25 protein-coding genes and 1 pseudogene are annotated in these 25,152 nt (G+C 65.8%); 10 read left to right on the forward strand and 16 right to left on the reverse strand.

Going from position 1 to position 25,152, the window contains the following annotated elements; translation table 11 throughout:
* The 3 genes and pseudogenes from ACIQCM_RS14590 to ACIQCM_RS14600 all read left to right on the forward strand — a co-directional run.
* Positions 1 to 105: pseudogene (locus ACIQCM_RS14590) on the forward strand (lipoyl synthase); the annotation flags it as partial.
* Between the two features lie 113 nt (positions 106 to 218).
* A complete protein-coding gene (locus ACIQCM_RS14595) occupies positions 219 to 971 on the forward strand; it encodes a DUF4191 domain-containing protein (protein ID WP_400608440.1) in 753 nt (250 codons plus the stop codon).
* 81 nt (positions 972 to 1,052) lie between these two features.
* On the forward strand, positions 1,053 to 1,424 hold the full coding sequence (locus ACIQCM_RS14600) for a DUF3817 domain-containing protein (RefSeq protein ID WP_400608438.1): 372 nt from the start codon (positions 1,053 to 1,055) through the stop codon (positions 1,422 to 1,424).
* Positions 1,425 to 1,449: 25 nt separating this feature from the next.
* Here the strand turns inward: ACIQCM_RS14600 and ACIQCM_RS14605 are convergent, their stop codons facing one another.
* A complete protein-coding gene (locus ACIQCM_RS14605; protein WP_400608436.1) occupies positions 1,450 to 1,887 on the reverse strand; it encodes an RDD family protein in 438 nt (145 codons plus the stop codon).
* Between the two features lie 296 nt (positions 1,888 to 2,183).
* On the opposite strand from ACIQCM_RS14605, the gene glnA reads away from it, so the two are divergent.
* The 3 genes from glnA (at position 2,184) to ACIQCM_RS14620 (ending at position 4,462) form a co-directional block, all read left to right on the forward strand.
* Positions 2,184 to 3,608 carry a type I glutamate--ammonia ligase gene (glnA, locus tag ACIQCM_RS14610; protein WP_018763577.1) on the forward strand — a complete coding sequence of 475 codons (1,425 nt, stop codon included), beginning with the start codon at positions 2,184 to 2,186 and terminating at the stop codon, positions 3,606 to 3,608.
* Positions 3,609 to 3,792: 184 nt separating this feature from the next.
* Positions 3,793 to 4,116, forward strand: coding sequence for a hypothetical protein (locus tag ACIQCM_RS14615; RefSeq protein ID WP_400608434.1), 324 nt, complete (start codon positions 3,793 to 3,795; stop codon positions 4,114 to 4,116).
* The gene (locus ACIQCM_RS14620; RefSeq protein WP_400608433.1) at positions 4,082 to 4,462 is read left to right on the forward strand and encodes an HNH endonuclease family protein; all 381 of its coding nucleotides are present in this window, start codon (positions 4,082 to 4,084) and stop codon (positions 4,460 to 4,462) included. Before ACIQCM_RS14615 ends, ACIQCM_RS14620 begins: the two co-directional genes overlap by 35 nt.
* 14 nt (positions 4,463 to 4,476) lie before the next feature.
* Here ACIQCM_RS14620 and ACIQCM_RS14625 read toward each other — a convergent pair whose 3' ends face one another.
* Complete coding sequence (locus tag ACIQCM_RS14625; protein WP_400608432.1) at positions 4,477 to 7,488, reverse strand: bifunctional [glutamine synthetase] adenylyltransferase/[glutamine synthetase]-adenylyl-L-tyrosine phosphorylase; 3,012 nt, start codon at positions 7,486 to 7,488, stop codon at positions 4,477 to 4,479.
* Between the two features lie 10 nt (positions 7,489 to 7,498).
* Positions 7,499 to 8,839 (reverse strand): glutamine synthetase family protein, encoded by a 1,341-nt coding sequence (locus ACIQCM_RS14630; RefSeq protein WP_400608431.1) that lies wholly within the window; start codon positions 8,837 to 8,839, stop codon positions 7,499 to 7,501.
* Positions 8,840 to 9,026: 187 nt separating this feature from the next.
* On the opposite strand from ACIQCM_RS14630, the gene panB reads away from it, so the two are divergent.
* Entirely contained in the window at positions 9,027 to 9,935 is a 909-nt protein-coding gene (gene panB, locus ACIQCM_RS14635) for a 3-methyl-2-oxobutanoate hydroxymethyltransferase (protein WP_400608429.1), read from the forward strand.
* 21 nt (positions 9,936 to 9,956) lie between these two features.
* Here panB and ACIQCM_RS14640 read toward each other — a convergent pair whose 3' ends face one another.
* Positions 9,957 to 10,121, reverse strand: coding sequence for an SPOR domain-containing protein (locus ACIQCM_RS14640; RefSeq protein WP_400608427.1), 165 nt, complete (start codon positions 10,119 to 10,121; stop codon positions 9,957 to 9,959).
* 118 nt (positions 10,122 to 10,239) lie between these two features.
* Between ACIQCM_RS14640 and map the strand changes: the two genes are divergently transcribed.
* Entirely contained in the window at positions 10,240 to 11,118 is an 879-nt protein-coding gene (gene map / locus ACIQCM_RS14645) for a type I methionyl aminopeptidase (protein ID WP_400608425.1), read from the forward strand.
* A gap of 115 nt (positions 11,119 to 11,233) precedes the next feature.
* Entirely contained in the window at positions 11,234 to 12,037 is an 804-nt protein-coding gene (gene ppgK / locus ACIQCM_RS14650; protein WP_377217054.1) for a polyphosphate--glucose phosphotransferase, read from the forward strand.
* 53 nt (positions 12,038 to 12,090) lie between these two features.
* Here the strand turns inward: ppgK and nrdR are convergent, their stop codons facing one another.
* The 3 genes from nrdR to ACIQCM_RS14665 form a co-directional block, all read right to left on the reverse strand.
* A complete protein-coding gene (gene nrdR / locus ACIQCM_RS14655) occupies positions 12,091 to 12,594 on the reverse strand; it encodes a transcriptional regulator NrdR (protein WP_400608423.1) in 504 nt (167 codons plus the stop codon).
* A 116-nt stretch (positions 12,595 to 12,710) separates the two neighbouring features.
* On the reverse strand, positions 12,711 to 14,081 hold the full coding sequence (gene hisD / locus ACIQCM_RS14660; protein WP_400608421.1) for a histidinol dehydrogenase: 1,371 nt from the start codon (positions 14,079 to 14,081) through the stop codon (positions 12,711 to 12,713).
* Positions 14,082 to 14,091: 10 nt separating this feature from the next.
* Positions 14,092 to 14,619, reverse strand: coding sequence for a hypothetical protein (locus ACIQCM_RS14665; RefSeq protein WP_400608419.1), 528 nt, complete (start codon positions 14,617 to 14,619; stop codon positions 14,092 to 14,094).
* Between the two features lie 132 nt (positions 14,620 to 14,751).
* Between ACIQCM_RS14665 and ACIQCM_RS14670 the strand changes: the two genes are divergently transcribed.
* A complete protein-coding gene (locus ACIQCM_RS14670) occupies positions 14,752 to 15,252 on the forward strand; it encodes a flavin reductase family protein (RefSeq protein WP_377217050.1) in 501 nt (166 codons plus the stop codon).
* A gap of 63 nt (positions 15,253 to 15,315) precedes the next feature.
* Here the strand turns inward: ACIQCM_RS14670 and dnaE are convergent, their stop codons facing one another.
* The 9 genes from dnaE to ftsZ form a co-directional block, all read right to left on the reverse strand.
* Positions 15,316 to 18,873, reverse strand: coding sequence for a DNA polymerase III subunit alpha (gene dnaE, locus ACIQCM_RS14675; protein WP_400608417.1), 3,558 nt, complete (start codon positions 18,871 to 18,873; stop codon positions 15,316 to 15,318).
* A gap of 36 nt (positions 18,874 to 18,909) precedes the next feature.
* Positions 18,910 to 19,836 (reverse strand): RluA family pseudouridine synthase, encoded by a 927-nt coding sequence (locus ACIQCM_RS14680; protein ID WP_400608416.1) that lies wholly within the window; start codon positions 19,834 to 19,836, stop codon positions 18,910 to 18,912.
* A complete protein-coding gene (gene lspA / locus ACIQCM_RS14685; RefSeq protein WP_400608414.1) occupies positions 19,829 to 20,431 on the reverse strand; it encodes a signal peptidase II in 603 nt (200 codons plus the stop codon). Before lspA ends, ACIQCM_RS14680 begins: the two co-directional genes overlap by 8 nt.
* Before the next feature lie 91 nt (positions 20,432 to 20,522).
* Positions 20,523 to 21,206: a DivIVA domain-containing protein gene (locus ACIQCM_RS14690; protein ID WP_400608412.1), complete on the reverse strand. Its 684-nt coding sequence runs from the start codon at positions 21,204 to 21,206 to the stop codon at positions 20,523 to 20,525.
* Positions 21,207 to 21,383: 177 nt separating this feature from the next.
* A complete protein-coding gene (locus ACIQCM_RS14695) occupies positions 21,384 to 21,671 on the reverse strand; it encodes a YggT family protein (RefSeq protein WP_400608410.1) in 288 nt (95 codons plus the stop codon).
* A 120-nt stretch (positions 21,672 to 21,791) separates the two neighbouring features.
* Positions 21,792 to 22,322: a cell division protein SepF gene (locus ACIQCM_RS14700; protein ID WP_400608408.1), complete on the reverse strand. Its 531-nt coding sequence runs from the start codon at positions 22,320 to 22,322 to the stop codon at positions 21,792 to 21,794.
* Positions 22,323 to 22,411: 89 nt separating this feature from the next.
* A complete protein-coding gene (locus ACIQCM_RS14705) occupies positions 22,412 to 23,152 on the reverse strand; it encodes a YggS family pyridoxal phosphate-dependent enzyme (protein ID WP_400608406.1) in 741 nt (246 codons plus the stop codon).
* Positions 23,145 to 23,834: a polyphenol oxidase family protein gene (locus ACIQCM_RS14710; RefSeq protein ID WP_400608404.1), complete on the reverse strand. Its 690-nt coding sequence runs from the start codon at positions 23,832 to 23,834 to the stop codon at positions 23,145 to 23,147. The genes ACIQCM_RS14705 and ACIQCM_RS14710 overlap by 8 nt, the downstream gene beginning before the upstream one ends.
* Positions 23,835 to 23,842: 8 nt before the next feature.
* Positions 23,843 to 25,081: a cell division protein FtsZ gene (gene ftsZ, locus ACIQCM_RS14715; protein WP_400608402.1), complete on the reverse strand. Its 1,239-nt coding sequence runs from the start codon at positions 25,079 to 25,081 to the stop codon at positions 23,843 to 23,845.
* Positions 25,082 to 25,152 lie beyond the last annotated feature (71 nt).

Consider the following 25,152-nt stretch of genomic DNA (forward strand, 5'->3'; position numbering starts at 1 on the left):
CGCAAAAAGGGCCGCGAAATCCCCGAACACCTCGCCCACATCGCCGAAGGCATCCAGGACTCCGGCACCACCCGCCAGGAAGCCGCCAGCCTCCTCGCCCGCTAACACCACAACGCGGGGTCACTCCCGGCCCAATAAACCACCATTATCGGACCGGGAGTCACCCCGCGTTGTTTTTTGGAAAGGCAGGGGCCCGGGTCACGTAGAATTAAGGAACTATGGCGAAATCCCCTGACTCCAGCAATTCCCCTTCGGCAGACTCCGGCGCACAGAAGCGCGGTCTGTTCTCCCGCAAGCCCAAGGCGCCCAAAGCCAAGAAGCCGAGCCGGCTCAAGCAGATCCGCGAGGTCTTCAACATGACCCGCCGGCACGACCCCATGGTTCCGTGGCTGATGCTGGCGGTCTTCCTGGGGATCGTGGCCGTCAGTTTCCTGGTGGGCTTCCTGTTGGATAACTGGATCACCGGCCTCATCATCGGTATTCCGCTGGGCCTCCTGGCCGCCACCTTCATCCTGTCCCGAAGGGCGGAGCGTGCCGCTTTCGCCCAGATCGAGAACCAGCCCGGCGCCTCCGGCGCGGCCCTCGGCACCCTCCGCCGCGGTTGGATCACCGAAGAGCAGCCCGTTGCTGTAAACCCCCGCACGCAGGATGCCGTGTTCCGCGCCATAGGCCGTCCCGGCGTCGTACTGATCAGCGAAGGCCCCACGCACCGCGTCAAGCCGCTCCTTGATGCCGAGCGCAAGCGCCTGGCCCGGATCCTTCCCAACGTCACCGTGCACGTGATCGAGAGCGGCCGCGGCGAGGGACAGGTGCCGCTGAGCCAGCTTGCCAGGCACATGGGCAAGCTGAAGAAGGAACTGACCAAGCTTGAAGTGAACGCCGTATCCAAGCGGATTTCCTCGCTGGGCAACCGGCTTCCCATTCCGAAAGGCATCGATCCGTACAAGGCGCGTCCCAGCCGCGGACGTTAGTCCCTCCGCCCCGGTTCCGGCTCCTGCCTGGACCGGGGCTTCTTACTGCCTGGCTTCTTCCACAGCACCTAAGGAACCGTCTTGCCATTCAATAACGCCCTGCTCCGCACCTTCCGTTTCCTCGCCGTGGGCGAGGCAATCAGTTGGGCAGCCCTTCTGGTGGGCATGTACTTCAAATGGATCGCCGGCACCACCGAACTTGGCGTGCAGATCGCCGGCCCCGTCCACGGGGCGCTCTTCGTGGCCTACGGCCTCGCCGCACTTGCCCTGTGGCGGGTGCAGCCGTGGCCCTTCCGGGTGGCCTTCTTTGCAGGCCTTTCGGCCGTGTTCCCGTTCGCCACGGTGCTCTTTGAACGGTGGGCCGGCAGGCGGGGTTTCCTGGATGCTGCGGGCCCGGCTGAACCGGCGAAGGACCCTGCCGGGGAGGCGGCGCTCGAAGGCAGCCGCCAATAGCCGGTCGTGGGCTTCGGCGAAGCCCTCAGTTCCGGACGAGGACCGTATTCATGGCCTTGTCGTGCAGTCCACGCTGGTCGGCGTCGAAAATGACTGCAGGAACCACCAGGCACAGCAGCAGCGCGCGGACCAGGCCTGCCAGCGGCCCGGGCGCCCCGCCGGCCAGACGCCGGACTGAGACCCCCATGGCCCGGTGGCCGATGCTGTATCCGAGCGTTCCGACCAGAAGTGCCTGTTCGATGGCGAAAATCGCCAGGGTTGCCCACCGGTCCCCCTCGAACGCGAAACCCGCGATGAGCATGGCCACGCCCCAGTCGATGATGATCGCTACGATCCGCCGGCCTGCGCGGGCGATGGAACCTGGCCCTGATTCGGGAAGTCCCAGCCGCGCTCCGGGGTACCTCGAGATGCCGGAAGTGTCCGGCCCGGTCAGCCATGAGCCAATGTCTTTGCGATCTACCACCGTCCAAGTTTACCGGCAGAAGCCGCCGCCCATACTGTGGATGCTTCTGGACCACAGTATGGACACCGGATAGCGTGGACATACTAGGGCATTCTGTAACCTGCCCGAAACAATGCGGACATGGACGGGAAATGCCGTGTCCATAGGCTGTTAGCAGTTTCAAGCGATCCCGCCAGGCGGGGCGTGAACCCCGCAGGACAACACGCGCAGGGTATGCCGCACCGGCTCCCTGCGTTTGGATTGCGCTGGATCAGTTGGCTGCAAGCCACATATTTACATATGCGTTAGGAGCATAGATGTTCAAGACTGCGGACGAAGTCCTCAAGTTCATCAAGGACGAAGATGTAAAGTTCGTCGATATCCGCTTCACCGATCTTCCGGGCGTCCAGCAGCACTTTAACGTCCCCGCCAAGAGTGTTGACGCAGATTTCTTCGTCAACGGCCAGCTCTTCGATGGTTCCTCCATCCGCGGCTTCCAGGGCATCGCCGAGTCCGACATGCAGCTGATCCCGGACGTGACCACCGCGTTCCTGGACACCTTCCGCATGGAGAAGACGCTCGCACTGAACTTCTCGATCGTCAACCCGCGCACCGGCGATCCCTACCACCGCGATCCCCGCGGCGTGGCCGAAAAGGCTGAAGCCTACCTGGCCTCCACCGGCATCGCTGACACCGCGTTCTTCGCTCCCGAAGCCGAATTCTTCGTGTTCGACAACGTCCAGTACCAGTCCTCCCCGCAGGGCAGCTTCTACAAGATCGACTCCGAAGAAGCCCACTGGAACACCGGCCGTGAAGAAGAGGGCGGCAACCTGGGCTACAAGACCCCCGTCAAGGGCGGTTACTTCCCCGTCTCCCCCACAGACAAGCAGGCCGACCTGCGCGATGCTATGTGCGTCGCCCTGGACGAAGCCGGCCTTGAGGTCGAGCGCAGCCACCACGAAGTTGGATCCGCCGGCCAGGCCGAGATCAACTACAAGTTCACCACCCTGACCCACGCTGCCGATGACCTGCAGAAGTTCAAGTACGTCATCAAGAACACCGCTGATGCCTGGGGCAAGTCCGTTACCTTCATGCCGAAGCCTGTCTTCGGTGACAACGGCTCCGGGATGCACTGCCACCAGTCGCTGTGGAACGGCGGCGAGCCGCTGTTCTACGACGAAAAGGGCTACGCCGGCCTGTCCGACACCGCCCGCTGGTACATCGGGGGCCTGCTCAAGCACGCCTCCGCCGTCCTGGCCTTCACCAACCCCACGGTGAACTCCTACCGCCGCCTGGTCAAGGGCTTCGAGGCCCCGGTCAACATGGTCTACTCGCAGGGTAACCGCTCCGCCGGTATCCGTATCCCCATCACCGGTTCCAACCCCAAGGCAAAGCGCATCGAATTCCGCGCTCCGGACCCCTCCTCCAACCCGTACCTGGCGTTCGCTGCCCAGCTGATGGCCGGCATTGACGGTATCCGCAACCGCATCGAACCGCCGGCTCCGATCGACAAGGACCTCTACGAGCTCCCTGCCGAGGAAGCCAAGGACATCCCGAAGGCTCCGGGCACCCTGGAGGAAGCACTGGAGGCCCTGCGCGAGGACAACGAGTTCCTGCAGGCCGGCGGCGTCTTCACCCAGGACCTGATCGACACCTGGATCGAGTACAAGTACGAGAACGAGATCCGCCCGCTGTCGCTCCGCCCGAACCCCTACGAGTTCGAGCTCTACTACGGCGTCTAGCCGCAACGCGAGGCTGAAGCAGGCATAGTCCTGCAGAGTCCGCTGCATCTGACAAGAGAAGGGCAGGTCCCGGACGCAGTCCGGGACCTGCCCTTTTCTGCTGCCAGAATGGCAGCGCAGGATTTGATCAAGGTATGCGCAATTTCGGTCAGCGGTTCCCCTCCGCGTGGAAGACTCAACAGCTATGGGGAATAACTTCACACTTAAATCGGCGCTTGTAGCCTTTCTGGCATCGGGCCTCCTGGCTGCCGGCTTCTCCGCCCCGGCGGAGGCCGCTACGACGTACACCACGAGCCTGCGCGCGGCGGTGCGCGCCCTGCCCGTGGCCGCCGAAAACAACGCCGGGTACGACCGCGACCGTTACTTCGGACAGTGGATCGACCAGAACAGGGACTGCCAGAATACGCGTGCCGAGGTCCTCATCGCCGAAAGCAAAGTCGCCCCCCCGGTACACGACCACCCGCAAATGCACGGTGGCCAGCGGCAGGTGGATCACAACATTCGATAACCGGGCGCATACATCTGCCACCACGGTCCAGATCGACCACATGGTGCCGGTCCATGAGGCATGGGGGTCCGGCGCCCGGGCCTGGACGCAGGCCCGCCGGGTTGCCTTCTACAACGACCTCGGTTACGCGGGCTCCCTGAACGCCCAGACAAGCAGCCTGAACTCCTCCAAGCAGGCGTCCGGTCCGGAGAGGTGGATGCCTCCGGCCAACAGGTGCCTTTACATCGCCCAATGGACCACAGTGAAGGCCCGGTGGGGACTGAAGGTGGATACGGCGGAGCGGGCCGCGCTGATCAAGTATGCCGACAGCTGCCCGCAGGTGCAGCTCACCATCACCAGGGTCTAGCGGCTGTCCACCGTTCAGTGGCCGTAGAAGACCCGTTCGAACACCGCGCGCGCCTGCCGGCTGACCCGTAGGTAGTCTTCCTCCAGTGCCGCCGCCTGGCCGGGTTCGTAGCCGCACCAGCGGGCCACGGCCTCAAGGTCCCGCCGCGAAGACGGCAGCAGGTCCGAAGCCTTTCCGCTCCAGATGACGTTGGCCGAACGGATCCTGCCCGCCAGCCGCCACGACCTGGCCAGGATGCCGGCGTCTTCCCGGGCTACGAGGCCCAGGCCGGCGGCTGCCTCCAGTGCTTCCATGGTGGAGGTGGTCCGCAGCTCCGGGTGCGCGCCCGCGTGCTGCAGTTGCAGGAGCTGAACGAGCCACTCAACGTCGCTGAGGCCGCCCCGGCCCAGCTTGAGGTGGCGGGCGGGATCGGCCCCGCGGGGCAGCCGTTCCGACTCGACCCGGGCCTTGACCCTCCTGATTTCCCGGACGTCCTGGTCCGTCACCGATTCGGGGTACCGGATGGGATCGATCAGCTGGGTGAAATCGTCAGCGAGCCCGTCATCGCCGGCCATGGGCCGGGCGCGGAGCAGCGCCTGCGCCTCCCAAATCAGCGACCATCGCCGGTAGTACTCGGCGAACGAATCCAGGGAGCGGACCATGGCCCCGTTCTTTCCCTCCGGGCGGAGGTCAGCGTCGATCTGGAGGACGCGCTCAGCCATAATGGCAGGCTTCAACGGCTGCGTCAGCAGGCTGGACACCTTGCCGACGATCCGAAGGGCCTGTTCCCGGGCCTCCTCCTCGGAGTAGCCCGGCAGCGCGCGGTGGACATACATGACGTCGGCGTCAGAACCGTATCCGATCTCGCGGCCGCCCTGGCGTCCCATGGCCACCACCAGCACAGCGGTCTTCAGCGGACCCGTGCCGGAGACGATGCCTTCGGCAACGCGCAAGGCACCAAGCACGGCCGCCCGGTCCGCGTCCGCCAGTGCCGTGCCCACCCGGTCCTGGTCCACGAGTCCGGCCGAATCGGCGATGGCTATGCGGAGGGTTTCCCTGCGCCGGATCAGCCGGATCAGGCGCATCGCGCTCTCCGGCTCGGAGTGCCGTGCCATCTTGGCCGTGATTTCCTGCCATTGCGCCTCGAAGGACAGCGGCGCAAGGTCTTTGTCCTGGCCAAGCCATGCGACTGATTCGGGCGAAACCTCCAGGAGGTCAGAAATCAGCCGGGAGTTGGAAAGCATGTGGCAAAGCCGCTCAGCGGCGGCATTCGAGTCCCGCAGCAGGCCCAGATACCAGTGCGTGGTGCCCAGGGCCTCGCTGATCCTACGGAATGCCAACAGGCCGGCGTCCGGGTCCACGCCCTCGGCCAACCAGTCCAGCAGGACCGGCAACAGCTGCCTCTGCAGGGCCGCGCGGCGGCTCACGCCGGCGGTCAGCGCCTCGATGTGGCGCATGGCGCCCTGCGGATCGCGGTAGCCCAGCGCGGCCAGCCGCCCCTGCGCCGCTTCCGGGGTGAGACGGGCATCCTCGCTGCTGAGCTTGGCCGCAGTGTTTAGCAGCGGCCGGTAGAAGATACGTTCGTGCAGTTCCCGTACCGATTTCTTGGTTTTCTGCCAGGCGGCCACGAGGGCGTCGGGGTGCGGACGCTCGGTGGAGAACGGCCCAAGCACGCCCTTGGCCAGGGCGCGCAGCGCCGGTTCCGCTACGGGCATCAGGTGGGTGCGCCGGAGCTGAAACAGCTGGATCCGGTGCTCCAGGAGGCGAAGGTAGCGGTAGGCGTTGTCGAACGCGGCGGCGTCCGCGCGGCCAATGTAGCCGCCGCTTGAGAGGGCGGCTATCGCCGAAGTGGTGTCCCGCCGTCGTAATGATTCATCCACTTTGCCGTGCACCAGCTGCAACAGCTGCACGGTGAACTCGACGTCCCGCAGGCCGCCCCTCCCGAGCTTGATCTGGCGGGCCTCCTCGGCCGGCGGTATATGTTCGGTTACCCGGCGCCGCATGGCCTGGACGGACTCCACGAACCCGTCGCGTCCGGCCGAACTCCAGATCAGCGGTGCAACCGCTTCCTCGTAGCGCCGCCCCAGCCCGGCATCTCCGGCGATGTGCCGCGCCTTGAGCAGCGCCTGGAACTCCCAGCTCTCCGCCCACCGCGCATAGTAGGACTCGTGCGAGGCCAGCGTCCGCACCAGCGGACCGGACTTCCCCTCCGGCCGGAGGTTCGCGTCCACCTCCCACAGCCCGGGTTCGCGCGCAACCGAAGAAATGGCGCGGGAGATGCCGCTGGCCAGCACGGTGCCAATGGTGTTGGCCTGCGCGTCCGCCAGGCCGCCGGCGTCGATGACGTAGATGACGTCGACGTCGGAGATGTAGTTCAGCTCCCGGGCCCCGCATTTGCCCATGCCAATAACGGAAAGCCCGACGCCGGCCACCTCGCCTTCGCCGAATTGGCCCGCCGCTTCGGCGCGGGACACCGCCAGGGCGGCCTCGATGGCAGCCCCCGCCAGGTCGGCCAGTTCGCCGCCGACGGAGGGCAGGAAGTCGAGCGGGTCGGCGGCGCAAAGGTCCTTGACCGCCAGGTCCACCACTCCCCTGCGGTAGGCGGTGCGGAGGGCCACGTAAGCCTCCACCCCGGTCATGGCCGACACCGGCCTCGCTGCCCGCGGATCCGCGCCCACTGCCCGCAGCAGGGCCGCCCGAAGGACCGCAGGATCGGACTGGAGCGGCTCAGGGCTGGCCCGGACATCGAAGGCTTCCAGGTGTTCGGGATGCCGGATCAGGAACTCGCCCAGCGCCTCGGAGGCACCGAGCACCCGGTACAGCGGTTCGCTCGCCTCTGGATCCGCCCCGGCCAGGTCCCGCAGCGCCGGGTGCTTCTCGATCAGCCGGACCAGGGACTGCAGCGCGGTGTCCGGGCTCGCCGCCATCTGGAGACCGGCAAACAGCCTGTCCCGGTCCAGGCCGTCCAGTTCCCGGGCAGCAAGGAACCGCTCCCCTTTGTCGAGGTCGCTGAAACCGGCCGCGATGAGGCGGCGTGCCAGGCTCACGCCCGCGGCCCTAGAGGATGCCGAGGTTGCGCTGCAACTCGTACGGCGTCACCTGGAGGCGGTAGTCCTGCCACTCAGCCCGCTTGTTGCGCAGGAAGTGCTCAAAGACCTGCTCGCCCAGGATCTGCGGCATCAGCTCGGATTCCTCCATGGACCGGATCGCGTCGTGGAGGCTTGCCGGCAGCGGGTCATGTCCCATGGCCCGGCGTTCAGCGGAGCTGAGCGACCAGACGTCATCCTCCGCCGCGGCCGGCAGGTCGTAGCCTTCCTCGATCCCCTTCAGGCCGGCGCCGAGGAGGACGGCGTAGGCCAGGTAGGGGTTGGCTGCGGAATCGATGCCGCGGTATTCGATCCGGGCGGACTGGCCCTTGCCGGGCTTGTAAAGCGGAACGCGGACCAGGGCGGAGCGGTTGTTGTGTCCCCAGCTGAGGTAGCTGGGCGCCTCGCCGCCGCCCCAAAGCCGCTTATACGAGTTCACGAACTGGTTGGTGACCGCCGTGAACTCCGGCGCGTGCTTGAGGATGCCGGCGATGAACTGGCGGGCGGTCCGGGACAGCTGGTATTCGGCGCCGGCCTCGAAGAACGCGTTGGTGTCGCCCTCGAACAGCGAGAAGTGGGTATGCATGCCGGAGCCGGGGTGGGCGGTGAACGGCTTGGGCATGAACGTGGCGTAGGTGCCCTGCTGGAGGGCCACTTCCTTGATGACGGTGCGGAACGTCATGATGTTGTCCGCCGTCTGGAGCGCGTCCGCGTAGCGCAGGTCGATCTCATTCTGGCCAGGCCCGGCCTCATGGTGGCTGAACTCCACCGAAATCCCCACGGATTCGAGCATCGTCACGGCCGTGCGGCGGAAATCCTGTGCCACGCCGCCCGGAACGTGGTCGAAGTAGCCGCCCTCGTCCACCGGCACGGGCGCCCCGTCGGGCCCGGGAGCCTGGGACTTCAGCAGGTAGAACTCGATCTCCGGATGGGTGTAGCAGGTGAATCCCATGTCCGCGGCCTTGGCCAGGGTCCGTTTCAGGACGTTCCGCGGATCCGCGGCGGAAGGTTCGCCGTCCGGCGTCAGGATGTCGCAGAACATGCGCGAGGTCTGCTCGGTTTCGCCGCGCCACGGCAGGATCTGAAAGGTGGACGGGTCCGGCTGGGCCAGCATGTCCGATTCGAAAACACGTGCCAGTCCCTCAATCGAGGAACCGTCGAACCCCAGGCCTTCCTCGAACGCGCCCTCCACTTCAGCCGGAGCCAGCGCCACGGACTTCAGGGAACCCACGACGTCGGTGAACCAGAGGCGCACGAAACGTACGTCGCGCTCTTCGATCGTGCGCAGGACAAACTCTTGCTGGCGGTCCATGGTGGCCTCTTCTCCGGTCAACGTCCATGCTCACGGTCCGGGGTGGGCAGCCGGGAGCAGTTCACAAACACTGTACTAAGCATTCCGCGCCGCTGCTTGAGCCGCCGCCGCGCGTAACACAGCGTTAACACGCCCCGCTGCCGCGCCACGGTAGCTAGGACGGCCGGTACCGCATTAAGCTCGTCCTATGGCCACCAGCAACAGCTCAGATTCCAGCATGCCCGCAGAACACCCCGCCCCATACGGGAGCGGGCCGAGGCAGCAGGACAGGCAGCCAGGCGCGCCGGAAGCCGCGCGGACGCCGGCCAAGATCCGGGTGCACCACCTGCAGCAGGCCAAGCGCGACGGCACCAAGTTCGCGATGCTCACTGCCTACGAACAGTATTCAGCCGGGATCTTCGACGAGGCGGGCATCGAGGTGCTTCTGGTGGGCGATTCGGCGTCGAACAACGTCTTCGGCAACGAGACCAGCCTCCCTGTGACGGTGGACGAACTGCTCCCCCTGTGCCGTGCCGTTGCCCGGTCCGCCAAGCGCGCGCTGATCGTGGCCGACCTTCCCTTCGGCAGCTACGAGGTCTCGCCGGAGCAGGCCGTGGCTACGGGAGTCCGCTTCCTGAAGGAGGGGCTGGCCCACGCCGTCAAGATCGAAGGCGGGAAGTACTACGCCCCCACCGTCCGGGCCATGGTCCAGGCGGGCATCCCCGTGATGGCGCACATCGGCTTCACGCCGCAGAGCGAGCACGCCCTGGGGGGCTACCGGGTCCAGGGCCGCGGGGAGGATGCCCGGCGGCTGGTGGATGACGCCGTTGCGTTGGCGGATGCGGGCGCGTTCAGCGTCCTGATGGAAATGGTGCCGGCCGGGGTTGCGGCAGCAGTGGACGCCGCCGTCACCGTTCCCACGGTGGGCATCGGCGCAGGCAAGGAAACCACCGGGCAGGTCCTGGTGTGGCAGGACATGGCTGGCCTGCGCGGCGGGAGGATGGCCAAGTTCGTTAAGCAGTACGCGGACCTGCGCTCCATCCTCCTGGAAGCGGCAACCGCCTACGGGGAAGATGTCCGCTCCGGTGAATTCCCCGGACCGGAACACACCTTTTAGCATGCGGCCTGGCGGCGGCGGTCAGTCGTCGTCGCCCTTTTCCCAGGCTTCATTGCGCGCGTGGACCTTTTCCATCGCGTGTTCCGCCTCTTCCCTGGTCTTGTAAGGGCCGATCAGCTGGCTCCAGTCCGAAAGCCTGTCCTCTTCCACCTGGTGCGTGTTCACGTTGTACCAGTACTCAGTCATCGTCGCTCCTTGGTTCCCGCGGCGGAGCCGGAGGTGATCCGCGTAACTTAAATCCATACGCGGACCTTCCCGGCGTCCCGGTTGTTAGGCGTTCTGCCCTGCCTTATATGATCAATCTATGCCTTCCCTTGCCTCGACTGCACCCATCGGCACCCTCACCCCGGGAACCGTGGGCCCGCAGCGTCCCGTCCCGGCGTCAATCCCCCGCCCCGAATACGTGGGCAGGCCGGCACCGGCAAAGTTCACCGGCTCTGAGGTCAAGACGCCGGAAACCATCGAAAAGATCCGTGTCGCCGGGAAGATTGCCGCGCAGGCCATCGTCGAAGTGGGCAAGCACATCCGGCCCGGCGTCACCACGGACCAGCTGGACAGGGTGGGCCACGAGTTCCTCCTGGACCACCACGCCTATCCTTCGACCCTGGGCTACCGGGGCTTCCCCAAGTCCCTCTGCTCTTCCCTCAATGAGGTCATCTGCCACGGCATTCCGGACAGCACCGTGGTCCGTGACGGCGATATCCTCAACATTGACATCACGGCCTACATCAACGGCGTCCACGGAGACACCAACTACACGTTCCTGGTGGGCGACGTCGATGAGGAATCCCGCCTGCTGGTGGAGCGGACGAGGGAATCACTGAACCGCGCCATCAAGGCAGTCGCCCCGGGCCGCGAGATCAACGTCATTGGCCGGGCCATCGAGTCTTACGCCAAGCGCTTCGGCTATGGCGTGGTACGCGACTTCACAGGCCACGGGGTGGGCGAGGCATTCCACACCGGACTCATCATCCCGCACTATGACGCCGCTCCCGCCTACAACACCGTGATCGAGGCAGGGATGGTGTTCACTATTGAACCCATGCTCACCCTGGGCACGGTGGAATGGGACATGTGGGCGGACGACTGGACCGTAGTGACCCGTGACCGCAAACGCACGGCGCAGTTCGAGCACACCCTCCTGGTGACCGAGTCCGGCGCCGAGGTGCTCACCCTGCCCTAGCTTCCAGCGGCGGGGCGGTCCGGTACCGCCCACGCGCTGACTCCGGCACTGCCGGACAACCCCGGCCGGCACCGGCCGCACATCCACTGACCGCACCTGCCAGAACGGAATCCCATTGGCCAAGAAGGACGAGAAGTCTCCAAAGAACGCACCGCTGATCGGCATCGACATCGGAGGCACGGGCATCAAGGGCGGCATCGTCGACCTGAAGAAGGGCAAACTCCTGGGCGAACGCTTCCGCGTCCCCACTCCCCAGCCCGCTACGCCGGAGGCAGTGGCCGAGGCCGTGGCCCTGGTGGTGGCGGAGCTGTCCGCCCGTCCCGAAGCTCCTGCCGCCGGCTCCCCGGTGGGCGTCACCTTCCCGGGCATCATCCAGCACGGCGTGGTCCACTCCGCGGCCAACGTGGACAAGAGCTGGCTGGACACTGACATCGACGCCCTCCTCACGGCCCGCCTGGGCAGGCCGGTGGAGGTCATCAACGACGCCGACGCGGCAGGCCTCGCCGAGGCACGCTACGGCGCGGGTGCCGGGGTCAACGGCACGGTCCTGGTCATCACGCTGGGCACCGGAATCGGATCGGCCTTCATCTTTGACGGCAAGCTGGTCCCCAACGCAGAACTGGGCCACCTTGAGATTGACGGGCACGACGCCGAGACCAAGGCCTCCGCCGTAGCCCGGGAACGTGACGGCCTCTCCTGGGACGAATACAGCGTGCTGCTGCAGCGCTATTTCTCCCACGTGGAGTTCCTCTTCTCCCCGGAGCTGTTCATTGTGGGCGGCGGCATCTCCAAGCGCGCCGACGAGTACTTGCCCAACCTGAAGCTGCGCACCCCGATCGTGCCGGCTGTCCTTCGTAATGAGGCAGGGATCGTGGGCGCTGCCATTGAGATTGCGCTTCAGCACAAGCTTGCCAAGTAAGGCGTGATGCCGGTGGCGGCCGCGGCTTCCCCTCCGCTGCCGCCACCGGGAGATTAGAGCGGGCTCTTCTCGGAGTTCCCGCCGCCCTTCGCTGCGGCACCCCTGACGTCATCGGCTTCGTGGCGGAGCAGGGCGATGGCGGTTTCGAAGTCTTCGAGGGATTCGAACGCCTGGTAGACGCTGGCAAACCGCAGGTAGGCAACCTTGTCCAGTTTTTGCAGCGGTCCCAGGATGACCAGGCCTACCTCGTGGGCGTCAATCTCCGCAGCGCCGGACGCCCGGATCTGCTCCTCGACCTCCTGGGCCAGCAGCGCAAGGTCGTCTTCGCTGACCGGACGGCCCTGGCAGGCTTTGCGCACGCCATTGATGACCTTGCTGCGGCTGAAAGGCTCTCCCACGCCGGAGCGCTTGATGACCGACAGGCTGGTGGTTTCCACCGTGGTGAAACGGCGGCCGCACTCGGGGCACTGCCGGCGGCGCCGGATTGACGAGCCGTCGTCCGCCATGCGGCTGTCGACGACCCGGGAGTCGGGGTTGCGGCAGAACGGGCAGTACATGTCGTCCCCTCTCTCGCATTGACCGGCAGGGCGCGTGCTTCAGCGGCCCCGTGGCGTCTTCCAGTCTACGGCCACATGTAGGGTAATAACAAGCCTGTAATTACTACATGTAGTGGCTAGGACGGTGTTGTGAAGCGCACTGTAACAGCGTCTCCGTGAGCAGGAAGGTCCTCCGCGCGGGAGAGGCTGACAATGTGGCCGCCCACTTCCTCCAGCGCCTGCCGGGTGTAATTGACCACCTGGATGGCGCGCAGGAAGGTGGTGACGTTCAGGCCCGAGGAAAAGGCCGCGGTTCCGCTGGTAGGAAGGACGTGGTTGGATCCCGCACAGTAGTCGCCCAGGCTGACCGGGCTGTAGTCCCCCACGAAGATGGCGCCGGCATTGCGGATCCGGGCCGCAACGGCGGGCGCGTCCGCCGTCATGATCTCGAGGTGTTCCGCCGCGTAGGCGTCGCACGCCGCGATTCCCTGTTCCAGGCCGTCCACCAGGACCACCCCCGACTGCGGCCCCGACAGCGCCTCCTGCACCCGTGCGGAGTGCCTGGTTGCAGCGGCCTGACGCTCCAGTTCACTGCGCACGGCGGCCACCAGGTCCTCCGAATCGGTGATCAGCACGGACGCTGCCTTGGGATCGTGTTCGGCCTGGCTGATGAGGTCCGCGGCCACCAGCGCCGGCTTGGCGGTAGCGTCCGCCAGGATGGCGATCTCGGTAGTCCCGGCCTCGGAGTCAATGCCCACCACGCCCTTGACCAGCCGCTTGGCTGTGGCCACGAAGATGTTCCCTGGCCCGGTGACGACGTCTACGGGTTCAAGGGCCGGTCCCGATGCCGAAGCTTCCACCCCGTAGGCAAACGCGGCGATGGCCTGCGCGCCGCCAATGGCATAGACCTCGGTGATACCGAGCAGGTGGGCCGCGGCCAGGATGGTAGGGTGCGGAAGCCCGCCAAACTCCTTCTGCGGCGGCGAAGCCAGCGCAATGGAGGCCACGCCTGCGGCCAGGGCCGGCACCACGTTCATGACCACGGAGGACGGATAGACGGCCAGGCCGCCGGGCACATAGAGGCCAACACGCGCCACCGGAACCCAGTTCTGGCTGACCACGGCACCGTCGCCAAGTTCAACGTCCACGTTGCGCGGGCGTTGGGCATCCGCGAATTTCCGCGCCCGGCTGATGGATTCCTCCAGCGCCCGGCGGACTGCCGGATCAAGCTGCTCCAGGGCAGTCCGGAGGGCATCGGCCGGAACGCGCGGGTGCTGCTGCTCCACGCCGTCGAACCTTTCCGCCAGCTCGGACAGAGCTGTGAAGCCACGCCCGCGGACCGCGGAAATGATCGATTGGACCTTATCTTCGGCGTCCGCTGCGGTGCTGCCCTGCGCCCGCGGAACGGCTGCCCGCAGCCCGGCGAGGGACAGGGCCCGCCCGCGGAGGTCGACAGTACGGAAATTCACGGCTGAAGTGGCGGGCACGGCGTCCGGGGAGATAGTCACGGCTCCTATTTTACGGCTCCGCCACCAGGCCTTTTGCGCTGCCGGCAGTCCCGGACTTCCTGCGGCCGCCACCATCGAGCACTTCCAGCGCGAACACCGCGATGGCGGTGGCCGCAGGCCACAGCAGCAGCACCGGCCAGGCGCGCAGGGAAAAAGCGATGCTCGCGTTCGCCGAGGCGTCCACCGGCGGGCTCCACAGCCGTGCCGCCGCCATGCCCGCCTGCCATGCCAGGACGGCGCCCAACGTTGCTCCGGCCAGCGCGAGCAGCAGCGCGGCCTGCCGCCGTGGCCGCCGGCCGTCCACCAGGAACACGGCCAGCAGGCACCCTGCGAACAGCAGGACTGCGCCCAGGGTCAGGTCCCGGGGCAGCCAGGTTAAGGGGTTTGCGCCCGTCCCCAGGGCGGGGTCGCGGGTGATGAGGTTGAGCCCGCCGGGCGACAGGAGCCACCACAGGATTCCGGCCGGAATTCCCGCCAGGGCAGGAACAGCCAGCATGGCCCAGGGCAGGCGGTGGACCCCGCCGCTACTTTTACGCATGCAACAAACCTTAACAAACCCCCGCCGCCGGTCCTTCCGGGCGGAACCTGCGCGGGCAGTTTCCGGGGGCCGGCCGCCGGCAAATACCCTAGGAAGGGGAAACACCAGACATTTATCTTTCAGGAGCACCAGGTGACTGACAATACCGTGCCGTTCGGGCCGACGTTCAAGGAGATCTTCCGCCGCCACGCCGCGGGCGTCGCCATCATCACGGCCAACTACCAGGACCGGCCCTACGGGTTCACGGCCACGTCCGTCGCGTCACTGTCCGCAGAGCCTCCCCGCTTCACCTTCAACATGGCCCGCAGCTCGAGTTCCTGGCCGGCGGTGGCCAACACCACCTACATCGGCGTGCACATGCTGGGCCTGGAAAACCACGAACTCGCGGACCGGTTCGCGCGCACCAGCAACAGGTTCGAAGGCGACCACTGGGAAACCGGACCGCACGGCGTGCCCATCCTCAAGGACGTTGCCGGCTGGCTGATCGGTGAAGTCCAGATGCGGCTGTCCTTCGAAAACAACGCCGTGGTGGTGGTCCAGGTGGTGGACGGCCAGGTGGGCGGCGATGGTTCTCCGCTGCTCTACCACGGCGGCGGCTACAGCCAGCCGGTCCCCCTGGACTACGAAATCTAGCAGCCCCGGCAGTACAGCGGCCGACGGCGGGAGTCTCCTCCCGCCGTCGGCCGCTGTTGGTTTTCAGGCATCCAGGCAGGCCGGACCCAGCAGGACTTTCAGGTCGCCAAAGAGGGAGGGGCTGGGGTTGACCCGCAGGTGCACCGGCAGCGCCATGATTTCCGTCCGGGTGTCGCCCTGCAGGTGCAGGCGCACCTCGGAGTTGCCGCGGTGGGTACGGAGGACGTCGCCGAGTTCGGTGACCACGGCCTCGGTGGCCTTGTGCGTGGGCATGGTGATGACCAGCGGCCCGTTGAGGCCCTCGCTCAGGTCCGGCACCGAAAGCTCCATGCAGTTCAGCGTGATGGCGCCGTCGTCCCGTTTCTGCAGGCGGCCCTTCACCACCACGATGAGGTCTTCGGCCAGCACGGAGGCGATGGGTCCGTAGACCTGGCCGAAGAACATGACCTCGATCGAGGCTCCGAGGTCCTCCACTTCCGCGCGGGCGTACGCGTTGCCGCTGGCCTTGGCGATGCGGCGGCTGAGCGAGGTGATCATGCCTGCGATGGTGATGATGGCGCCGTCCTGCGGTCCGTCCTCACCGAGCACCGAGGTGATCGTCTGCTCCGCGTGCTGGCTCAGGACCCCCTCGAGCCCCTGCAGCGGATGGTCCGAAACATAGAGGCCGAGCATGTCCCGCTCGAAGGAAAGCTTGTCCTTCTTCTCCCACTCGGGCAGGTCCGGGATTTCGATGCTCAGGGATGCCTCGGACTCGGCTTCCTCGAAGCCGGCGAACAAATCGAACTGGCCAATGGCCTCGTTGCGCTTCAGCGTGATCACCGAGTCGATGGCTTCTTCGTGGATCATGGCCAGGGCACGGCGGTGGTGGCCGAGTGAATCGAAGGCGCCGGACTTGATCAGCGATTCTATGGTCCGCTTGTTGCAGACGACCGCCGGGACCTTCATCAGGTAATCCTTGAAGGACGTGAATGCCCCTTCGCTTTCGCGGGCGGCGACCATGGCCTCCACCGCGTTGACGCCCACGTTGCGGATGGCGCCCATGCCGAAGCGGATGTCGTTTCCGACCGGGGTGAAGTTAAGCGCCGACTCGTTCACGTCCGGGGGCAGCACGGTGATGCCCATGCGCCGGCACTCGTTGAGGTAGATGGCCGACTTGTCCTTGTCGTCACCCACGGACGTCAGCAGTGCGGCCATGTACTCCGGGGCATAGTGCGCCTTGAGGTAGGCGGTCCAGTAGGAGATGACGCCGTAGGCCGCCGAGTGCGCCTTGTTGAAGGCGTAGTCGGAGAACGGCAGCAGGATGTCCCACAGGGTCTTCACGGCCTCCATCGAGTAGCCGTTGTCCTGCATGCCCTGGGAGAAGCCGGCGAACTGCTTGTCCAGTTCCGACTTCTTCTTCTTGCCCATGGCGCGGCGCAAAATGTCTGCCTGGCCCAGCGAATAGCCTGCGAGCTTCTGGGCCACCGCCATGACCTGCTCCTGGTACACGATCAGGCCGAACGTGCCGCCGAGGATTTCCCTGAGGGGCTCTTCGAGCTCCGGGTGGATGGGAATGACTTCCTGGATGCCGTTCTTGCGCAGCGCATAGTCCGTGTGCGCGTTGGCGCCCATGGGGCCCGGACGGTACAGCGCCAGGACGGCTGAGATGTCCTCGAAGTTGTCAGGCTTCATGAGCTTGAGCAGGGACCGCATGGGCCCGCCATCGAGCTGGAACACGCCCAGGGTGTCGCCGCGGGCCAGGAGTTCGTAGGAGGCGGCGTCGTCCAGTTCCAGGTTTTCCAGGTCCAGGTCGATGCCGCGGTTCATTTTGATGTTCTCGAGGGCGTCGGAAATGATCGTCAGGTTCCGCAGGCCCAGGAAGTCCATCTTGATCAGGCCAAGGCCCTCTGACGTGGGGTAGTCGAACTGGGTGATCACCTGCCCGTCCTGGAACCGGCGCATGATCGGGATGACGTCGATGATCGGGTCGGAGGACATGATCACGCCGGCGGCGTGGACGCCCCACTGGCGCTTCAGCCCTTCAATGCCGAGCGCTGTTTCGAACACCTTCGCGGCTTCGGGATCCGTGGCGATCAGCTGGCGGAAGTCGCCCGCCTCGCCGTAGCGCTTCGCTTCCGGGTTCTGGATGTCCGCCAGCGGGATGTCCTTGGCCATCACCGCAGGCGGCAGCGCCTTGGTCAGCTGCTCGCCCATGCTGAACGGATAGCCCAGGACCCGTGAGGAGTCCTTGAGCGCCTGCTTGGTCTTGATGGTGCCGTACGTGACGATCATTGCCACGCGCTCATCGCCGTACTTCCGCGTCACGTAGTCGATAACTTCGGAGCGGCGGCGGTCATCGAAGTCGACGTCGAAGTCGGGCATGGAGACACGGTCCGGGTTGAGGAACCGCTCGAAGATCAGGCCGTGCCGCAGCGGGTCGAGGTCGGTGATGCGCATGGCGTAGGCCACCATGGAACCGGCGCCGGATCCACGGCCGGGACCCACCCGGATGCCGTTGTTCTTGGCCCAGTTGATGAAGTCGGCCACCACCAGGAAGTAGCCGGGGAAGCCCATGGAAGTGATGACGCCCAACTCGTAGTCGGCCTGCTTGCGTACCTCGTCCGGCACGCCTTTCGGGTAACGGTACTGCAGGCCCTTGTCCACTTCCTTGACCAGCCATGAGGTCTCGTCCTCGCCGGGCGGGCAGGGGAAGCGTGGCATGTAGTTCGCATCGGTGTTGAAGGAGACTTCGCAGCGCTCGGCGATGAGCAGCGTGTTGTCACATGCCTCGGGGTGGTCGCGGAAGAGCTCGCGCATCTCGCGCGGCGATTTCAGGTAGTAGCCGCTGCCGGAGAACGCGAACCGGGACCCGCCGTTGTCGTACGTCGGTTCCAGCAGGGTGGAACCGGACTGGATGGCGAGCAGGGCCTCGTGGGCCTTGGCGTCATGCTCGTGGGTGTAGTGGAGGTCGTTGGTGGCCACCAGCGGAAGGTTGAGTTCCTTGGCCAGCCGGAGGAGGTCGCCGGTGACCCGGCGTTCGATGTCCAGGCCGTGGTCCATCAGTTCGCAGAAGTAGTTCTCCGCGCCGAAGATGTCCCGGAACTCGGCGGCCGCCTCCAGCGCTTCGCGGTACTGGCCCAGCCGCAGGCGGGTCTGCACCTCGCCTGACGGGCAGCCGGTGGTGGCGATGAGCCCTTCGGAATAGGTGTTGAGCAGTTCGCGGTCCAGGCGGGGCCACTTGCCGAAGACCGAGTCCAGCGATGCGATGGACGATGCCCGGAACAGGTTGCGCATTCCCGCGTTGTTGTAGCTCAACAGGGTCATGTGCGTGTACGAGCCACCGCCGGAGACGTCGTCCTTGCGCTGCGACTCGTCGCCCCAGCGCACGCGTTCCTTATCCGTGCGGGCGGTTCCAGGTGTCACATAGGCTTCGACGCCGATGATGGGCTTGATGCCCTTGGCCTGGGCCTTCTGCCAAAAGTCGAAGGCCCCGAACAGGTAGCCATGGTCCGTGGTGGCCAGGGCCGGCATGCCCAGGCGCTCCGTCTCGTCGAACAGTTCCCCCAGCCGGGCGGCCCCGTCCAGCATGGAATATTCCGTATGCGTGTGCAGGTGGACGAACGAATCATTGCTGGAAGTCACCGCACTATTCTATGCGCTGGCCTCCGCGGGACCCGGTCATGCCCGGCCGGACTCCAGGACTTCGAGCGCGTAGGCGAGGTCCTGCGGATACTCGCTGGTGACCCGTACACGCTCGCCCGTCACGGGGTGGTCGAAGCCGAGTTCCCGGGCGTGCAGCCATTGCCGGGTCAGCCCGAGGTTTGCCGCCAGCCGCGGGTCGGCACCGTAGGTGAGATCGCCGGCGCAGGGGTGGCGCAGTGCTGAGAAGTGCACACGGATCTGGTGGGTGCGGCCGGTTTCCAGGTGCACTTCCACCAGGCTCGCCTTTCCGAACGCCTCCAGCACCTCGTAGTGGGTCACGGACGGCCTGCCGTCCTCGATGACGGCGAACCGCCAGTCATGCCCCGGATGGCGTCCGATCGGCGCGTCAATGGTTCCGGTCAACGGATCGGGCAGGCCCTGCACCACGGCATGGTAGACCTTGTCCACCGTGCGCTCCTTGAACGCCCGCTTCAGGGCGGTGTAGGCGCGTTCGGATTTGGCCACGACCATGACCCCGGAGGTTCCGACGTCGAGCCGGTGGACGATGCCGGCGCGCTCGGGCGACCCGGACGTCGAGATCCGGTATCCCGCCCCGGCGAGGCCTCCGACGACGGTAGGTCCCACCCAGCCCGGCGACGGATGGGCGGCGACGCCCACGGGTTTATCGACGACGACGAAATCATCGTCGTCGAGCAGGATGTTCAGGCCTTCCACTTCTTCCTCCACGACTTTCAGGGGGTCCCGGCGCTCCGGCAGGGTTACCTGAAGCACGTCCCCCGCCACCAGCTTGGCCGACTTGCCCAGGGGTCTGCCGGCGCTCAGCACATGCCCGCCGGCGATGAGCCCGGCCGCAGCAGAACGCGAGATCCCCAGAAGCCCCGCCAGTCCGGCATCGGCGCGCTCCCCGGCAAACGTGTCTGGAACCACCAGGCGGTCAGTCATCTTCATCCCCGTTGCTGCCCTGCTCCGCGCCCTTGTCCTCGTCCCGGTCCGCGGAGGCCGCCCGTGACCCGTCGAGGGCTATCCCCCGCAGCGTCAGGACGCAAATGATCGCCACAGCGGAGACGACCGCTGAATCGGCGATGTTGAAGATGGCGAAATTGGGGAGCTGGATGAAGTCCACCACATGACCCATGCCGAACGACGGTTCACGAAACAGCCGGTCTGTCAGGTTCCCCAGCGCCCCGCCCAGGAGCAGGCCCAGAGCCAGCGACCACCACACCGAGCCGAGCTTGCGGACCTGGAAAAGGATGGTCAGCGCCACCCCGGCCATGATGATGGAAAACAACCATGTGACGTTTTCACCGATGGAAAAAGCCGCGCCGGAATTCCGGATGAAGTACCAGTGCAGCAGCGGGGGAAGGACCGGGATCCGTTCGCCTTCCACCATGGTGGAGGTCACCCAGATCTTGGTCAGCTGGTCCAGCGCGTAGGCGAAGACGGCGCATCCGGCAAAAAGGGACAGCAGCACCGCGCGGCGCGGGCGGCGGGCGGGCGGATGGGGCGGTGCCGCACCAGCGGCAAGTTCGTCTGTCATGGTGCTTTCATTCGTAAAAACAGGTGGCAAGCAGAAAGCCGGCGGCCGAGGAGTCCTCAGCCACCGGCTTTCAGAATACGTGCTTGAAGCGTTAGTTGGCTTCGCTGACTTCGGGCGTTGCCACGGAGCCGCGGGCGTCCAGGTCACGCAGCTGGCCTTCGATGTAGGCCTTCAGGCGCGAACGGTAGTCGCGTTCGAAGCCGCGGAGCTGTTCGACCTTGCGCTCCAGGACCGAGCGCTGCTGCTCCAGGGCACCGAGGATCTTGCGGGACTTTTCCTGGGCGTCGTTGACGAGGCTGCTGGCTTCGATCTGCGCCTCGGCGATGATCTTTTCCTTCTGGGCCTGGCCTTCGGCGACGTGGCGGTCGTGCATCTGCTGGGCCATGGCGAGCAGGCCGGCAGCGGACTCGGCCGAGGGAGTCGAAACAGGAGACTGGGCTGCTGCGGCCTGCGCGGGGACGGGCGCGGCAGCTTCCTTCTTCTTGGCTGCTTCAGCGGCCTTGGCTTCGGCTTCAGCCTTCTCGCGGGCCTCGTCCTTCTCAGCCTTGGCGGGAGCGGGGACCTTCTCCACAACAGGAGCTGCTGCGGAGCTGGCGGGGACGCTGGAACCGGCTTCGGCGAGCTTCTTGCGGAGCTCGTCGTTTTCCTGGTTCAGTCGGCGGAGTTCAACAACGATCTCGTCCAGGAAGTCATCGACCTCGTCCTGGTCGTAGCCCTCGCGGAACTTGGTCGGCTGAAAGCGCTTGTTGACAACGTCTTCTGGCGTCAAAGCCATCTGGTCACCTCACTGGTCTAGTTAGTCAGTAGGCCTTCCGGCCGTCAAAACTACGGTACCTAAATTATGTCTGGTTACTCTAATTCAACACCGGGGTGTCAAACGCGAGGTTTCCTCGCTTTACAGTAACCGTTCAACGCGGGTTCGGCCCGCATTGGGTTGATTGGTCAAGCGAAATTATGCGAGATTCCTTGTGATCCCCATCGCAATGCTCACGGCGATGAAGAGGACCAGGAAACCGAGATCCAGCGATATCCCGCCGAGCCGCAGCGGCGGAATGGCCCTGCGCAGCACCCTCAGCGGCGGATCGGTGATGGAATACACGGCATGGGCTGCCACCAGCGCGGCCCCGCGGGGCCTCCACTCGCGGGCAAACATCTGCACCCAGTCGAACACCAGGCGAATGATAAGGGCCACAAAAAACAGCAGCAGGGCGAGATAGACAAGTCCGAAAACAATTCCCATGACTTAACTCATATCTCCAAGTCCTTTGTTGCCACCGCGGCACCGTGCCGGGCGGTCCTATCCATTTCAGCACAGATGCCAGGCAGGTGTCCCTGCCTGGCATCCCTGATCAGAGCGGGGTCAGCTCTGGTTGAAGAAGCTGGCCTGCGTTTCGCTGGCCTTCTTGTCGTCGCCAATGACCTCGATGTAGGAGGGCGAGAGAAGAAAAACTTTGTTGGTGACCCGCTCAATGCTGCCGCGCAGGCCAAAGACCAGCCCGGCGGAGAAGTCCACCAGGCGCTTGGCGTCGGCTTCACCCATGTCGGTGACGTTCATGATTACCGGGATCCCGTCGCGGAAGCTCTCGCCGATGAGCTTGGCGTCGTTGTAGGAGCGCGGATGGATGGTGGTGATCTGCCGGAGTCCGGAGGATTCCTCGCGGCTGGAGGCCGCACGCTTAATCGGAGTCACAGGGGCGCGGTATTCCTCTTCGGGGGCGTGGGACGATTCGCGGCCGGCCTCGCGGACGGGTGCGGGCGCACGGCGCTCCTCGCGGTCAGCTTCCATCGTTTCGTCCTCATCCTTACGTACAGTCTGGTGCTCGGACTCGTAGTGCTCATCGCCATCGGCGAGCCCAAGATAGATCATTGTCTTGCGCAGAGTGCCGGTCATGGTCGACTCCTTATCGTGTCCCTGTCGCGGGCCGCCCAATGACTTGACAGCACTGGTGTCCCCGCCCATCACTTCCAACAGGTCCGACGCTACCCCACCGCCGGACGCGATCCGAGAATATCGGAACCGATTCTGAGGTGTGTCGCCCCAAACCGCACAGCGGCTTCCAGGTCCTGGCTCATGCCAGCCGAAATCCCGCCCGCACCGGGGTAGGCGGCCACAAGATCAGCGGAAATGCGGGACAGCTTTTCAAAGGCCGGTTCGGGCGGAGCGCCCAGCGGCGCAACGGCCATAACCCCGGCCAGGCGGAGACCGGAAGCCCCGGCAATGCGTTCTGCCAGCCCGGGAACATCGCCGGGGGCTGCCCCGCCGCGGTGCGCTCCGGCGTCGTCCTCCAGGCTGACCTGAATGAAGCATTCGAGGGGAAGCCGGCCGCTGGCCGCAATTTCCGTGGCCATGGCACGATCCAGGGCGTCTACGAGCTGCAGACGGTCCACAGAATGTACTGCTGTGGCGTACTTGGCCACGGATTTGGACTTTTTGGTCTGGAGCTGGCCTACGAAGTGCCAGTTCAGCCCGCAGTCCGACAGTTCGGCAGCCTTGCCCGCCGCCTCCTGGTCCCGGTTTTCGCCGACGTCGGTAATCCCCAGCGCGGCGAGGCGCCGGATGTCCGCAGCAGGATGGAATTTGGTGACGACGATCAGGGCCGGAAGGGAATCGCCGCGCCCGGCCGCAGCGGCCGCGGACGCTATCCGGTGGCGCACCACAGCGAGCCGCCCGGCCAGTTCCCTGGTCCGCTGGTCAGCCGCCTCCGGCAACCGCTCAGTCATGGCACCAGATGATTCCGGCGAACCTGCCGGTGTTCTTGTTGCGTCGGTACGAATAGAGTGACTCCGTTTCCAGCGTGCAGGGGCCAGAATATTCGACGCCCACTCCGGCGTCCTCCAATTGGCTTCGGGCTCCCGCGGGAAGGTCAAGTCCCGGAGTCCCCCACGAGGTCGTGGCCCTCGCGGCAGGCACTGCCGCAGCAACCTGTTCCTGGAGGGCTTCGGGAACCTCATAGCAGCGGCCGCAGATGGACGGTCCGAGCCATGCCCGGATGTCCGTGGCACCCATGGCCCGCATCCGGCCAACGGCGGCAGGCACAATTCCGGCCGCCAGACCCGGGCGGCCGGCGTGGACTGCGGAAAGGACCGGCCCCGAGGGAGACAGGCCGGCAAGCAGCAGCGGAATGCAGTCCGCCACCATGACGGCCAGCGGCGCTCCAAGGGACACCATTGCATCGGCTTCGGGTACCGGCGCTTTCCCGTCCGCAAGCGCAACGGTGGCACGGTGGACCTGGTTCATGAAGTTCAGCGAACCTGCCGCGACGCCCATGGCAGCTTCCAGCCCGCGGCGCCGCTGCAGCACGAGCGACGGGTCATCCCCCACATGCAGGGCAAGGTTGCCGGCAGCCGTATCCGTAAAAGCGGCCGAGACCCCAGGAAGGATCCCGGCCCGCCAGTGGAACAAGCCGGAGCCTACTTCAGGAAGTCGGGGACATCCAGGTCATCAGGGTGGTTGCCGGTCAGGTCCGGCTCCACCACGGAGGGAAGGTCTACGTCGAACCCGGAGTCAGCGGGGATGGACGAGGGGTGCTGCTGCCCCCAGTTGCTCAGCCCGGCCGCTCCAACCGTAGCGGGCACCGGACGGGCGTTGACCTGCTGATTGCCGGCAGCAGGCTGGTGGGCAGGCGCCGACGCCGGAGCAGCGGACGGTGCTGCCGGAGCTGCGGCGGCCGGCTGGGACTGGTCCATGGACGGCGAGGTGGCCTTGACGTCGTCGAACCCGGCAGCGATGACCGTGACACGCGCCTCATCACCCAGGGCATCGTCAATGACAGCACCGAAGATGATGTTCGCCTCGGGGTGGGCCACTTCCTGTACCAGGCGCGCGGCTTCGTTGATTTCGAACAGGCCGAGATCAGACCCGCCCTGGATGGAGAGCAGGACGCCGTGGGCGCCGTCGATCGAGGCCTCAAGCAGCGGCGATGCAATGGCAAGCTCCGCGGCCTTGACGGCACGGTCTTCGCCCCTGGCCGAACCGATGCCCATGAGGGCGGAACCGGCACCCTGCATGACGGACTTCACGTCCGCAAAGTCGAGGTTGATCAGGCCGGGGGTGGTGATGAGGTCCGTGATGCCCTGCACGCCGGACAGGAGTACCTGGTCCGCCGAACGGAAGGCGTCCAGCACCGAGACGTTGCGGTCGCTGATGGACAGCAGGCGGTCATTCGGGATGACGATCAGGGTGTCGACTTCATCGCGCAGCGCGTCGATGCCCGCCTCGGCCGAGCCGGCGCGGCGGCGGCCTTCGAAGGTGAAGGGCCTGGTGACGACGCCGATGGTGAGAGCTCCGAGGGACCGCGCAATGCGCGCCACCACAGGGGCGCCACCGGTGCCGGTTCCACCGCCTTCGCCTGCGGTCACGAAGACCATGTCGGCGCCGCGCAGGACCTCTTCGATCTCGTCGGCGTGGTCCTCGGCTGCCTGCTTGCCGACCTCCGGGTTGGCGCCGGCACCAAGGCCGCGGGTCAGTTCACGCCCGACGTCGAGCTTAACGTCGGCATCGCTCATCAGCAGGGCCTGGGCATCGGTATTGATGGCGATGAATTCAACGCCTCGGAGGCCGACCTCGATCATGCGGTTGACTGCGTTCACGCCACCGCCGCCGATGCCGACGACTTTGATGACGGCCAAGTAATTCTGCGGAGCTGCCACGTTACGTGTCCCTTGTTCGTGTTTATTGCGAAAACTGATGGAGAGCTTGAAGCTTTACAACCTTAACCTTC

The organism is Pseudarthrobacter sp. NPDC092439 (assembly GCF_044754945.1).
Taxonomy (GTDB): Bacteria; Actinomycetota; Actinomycetes; order Actinomycetales; family Micrococcaceae; genus Arthrobacter.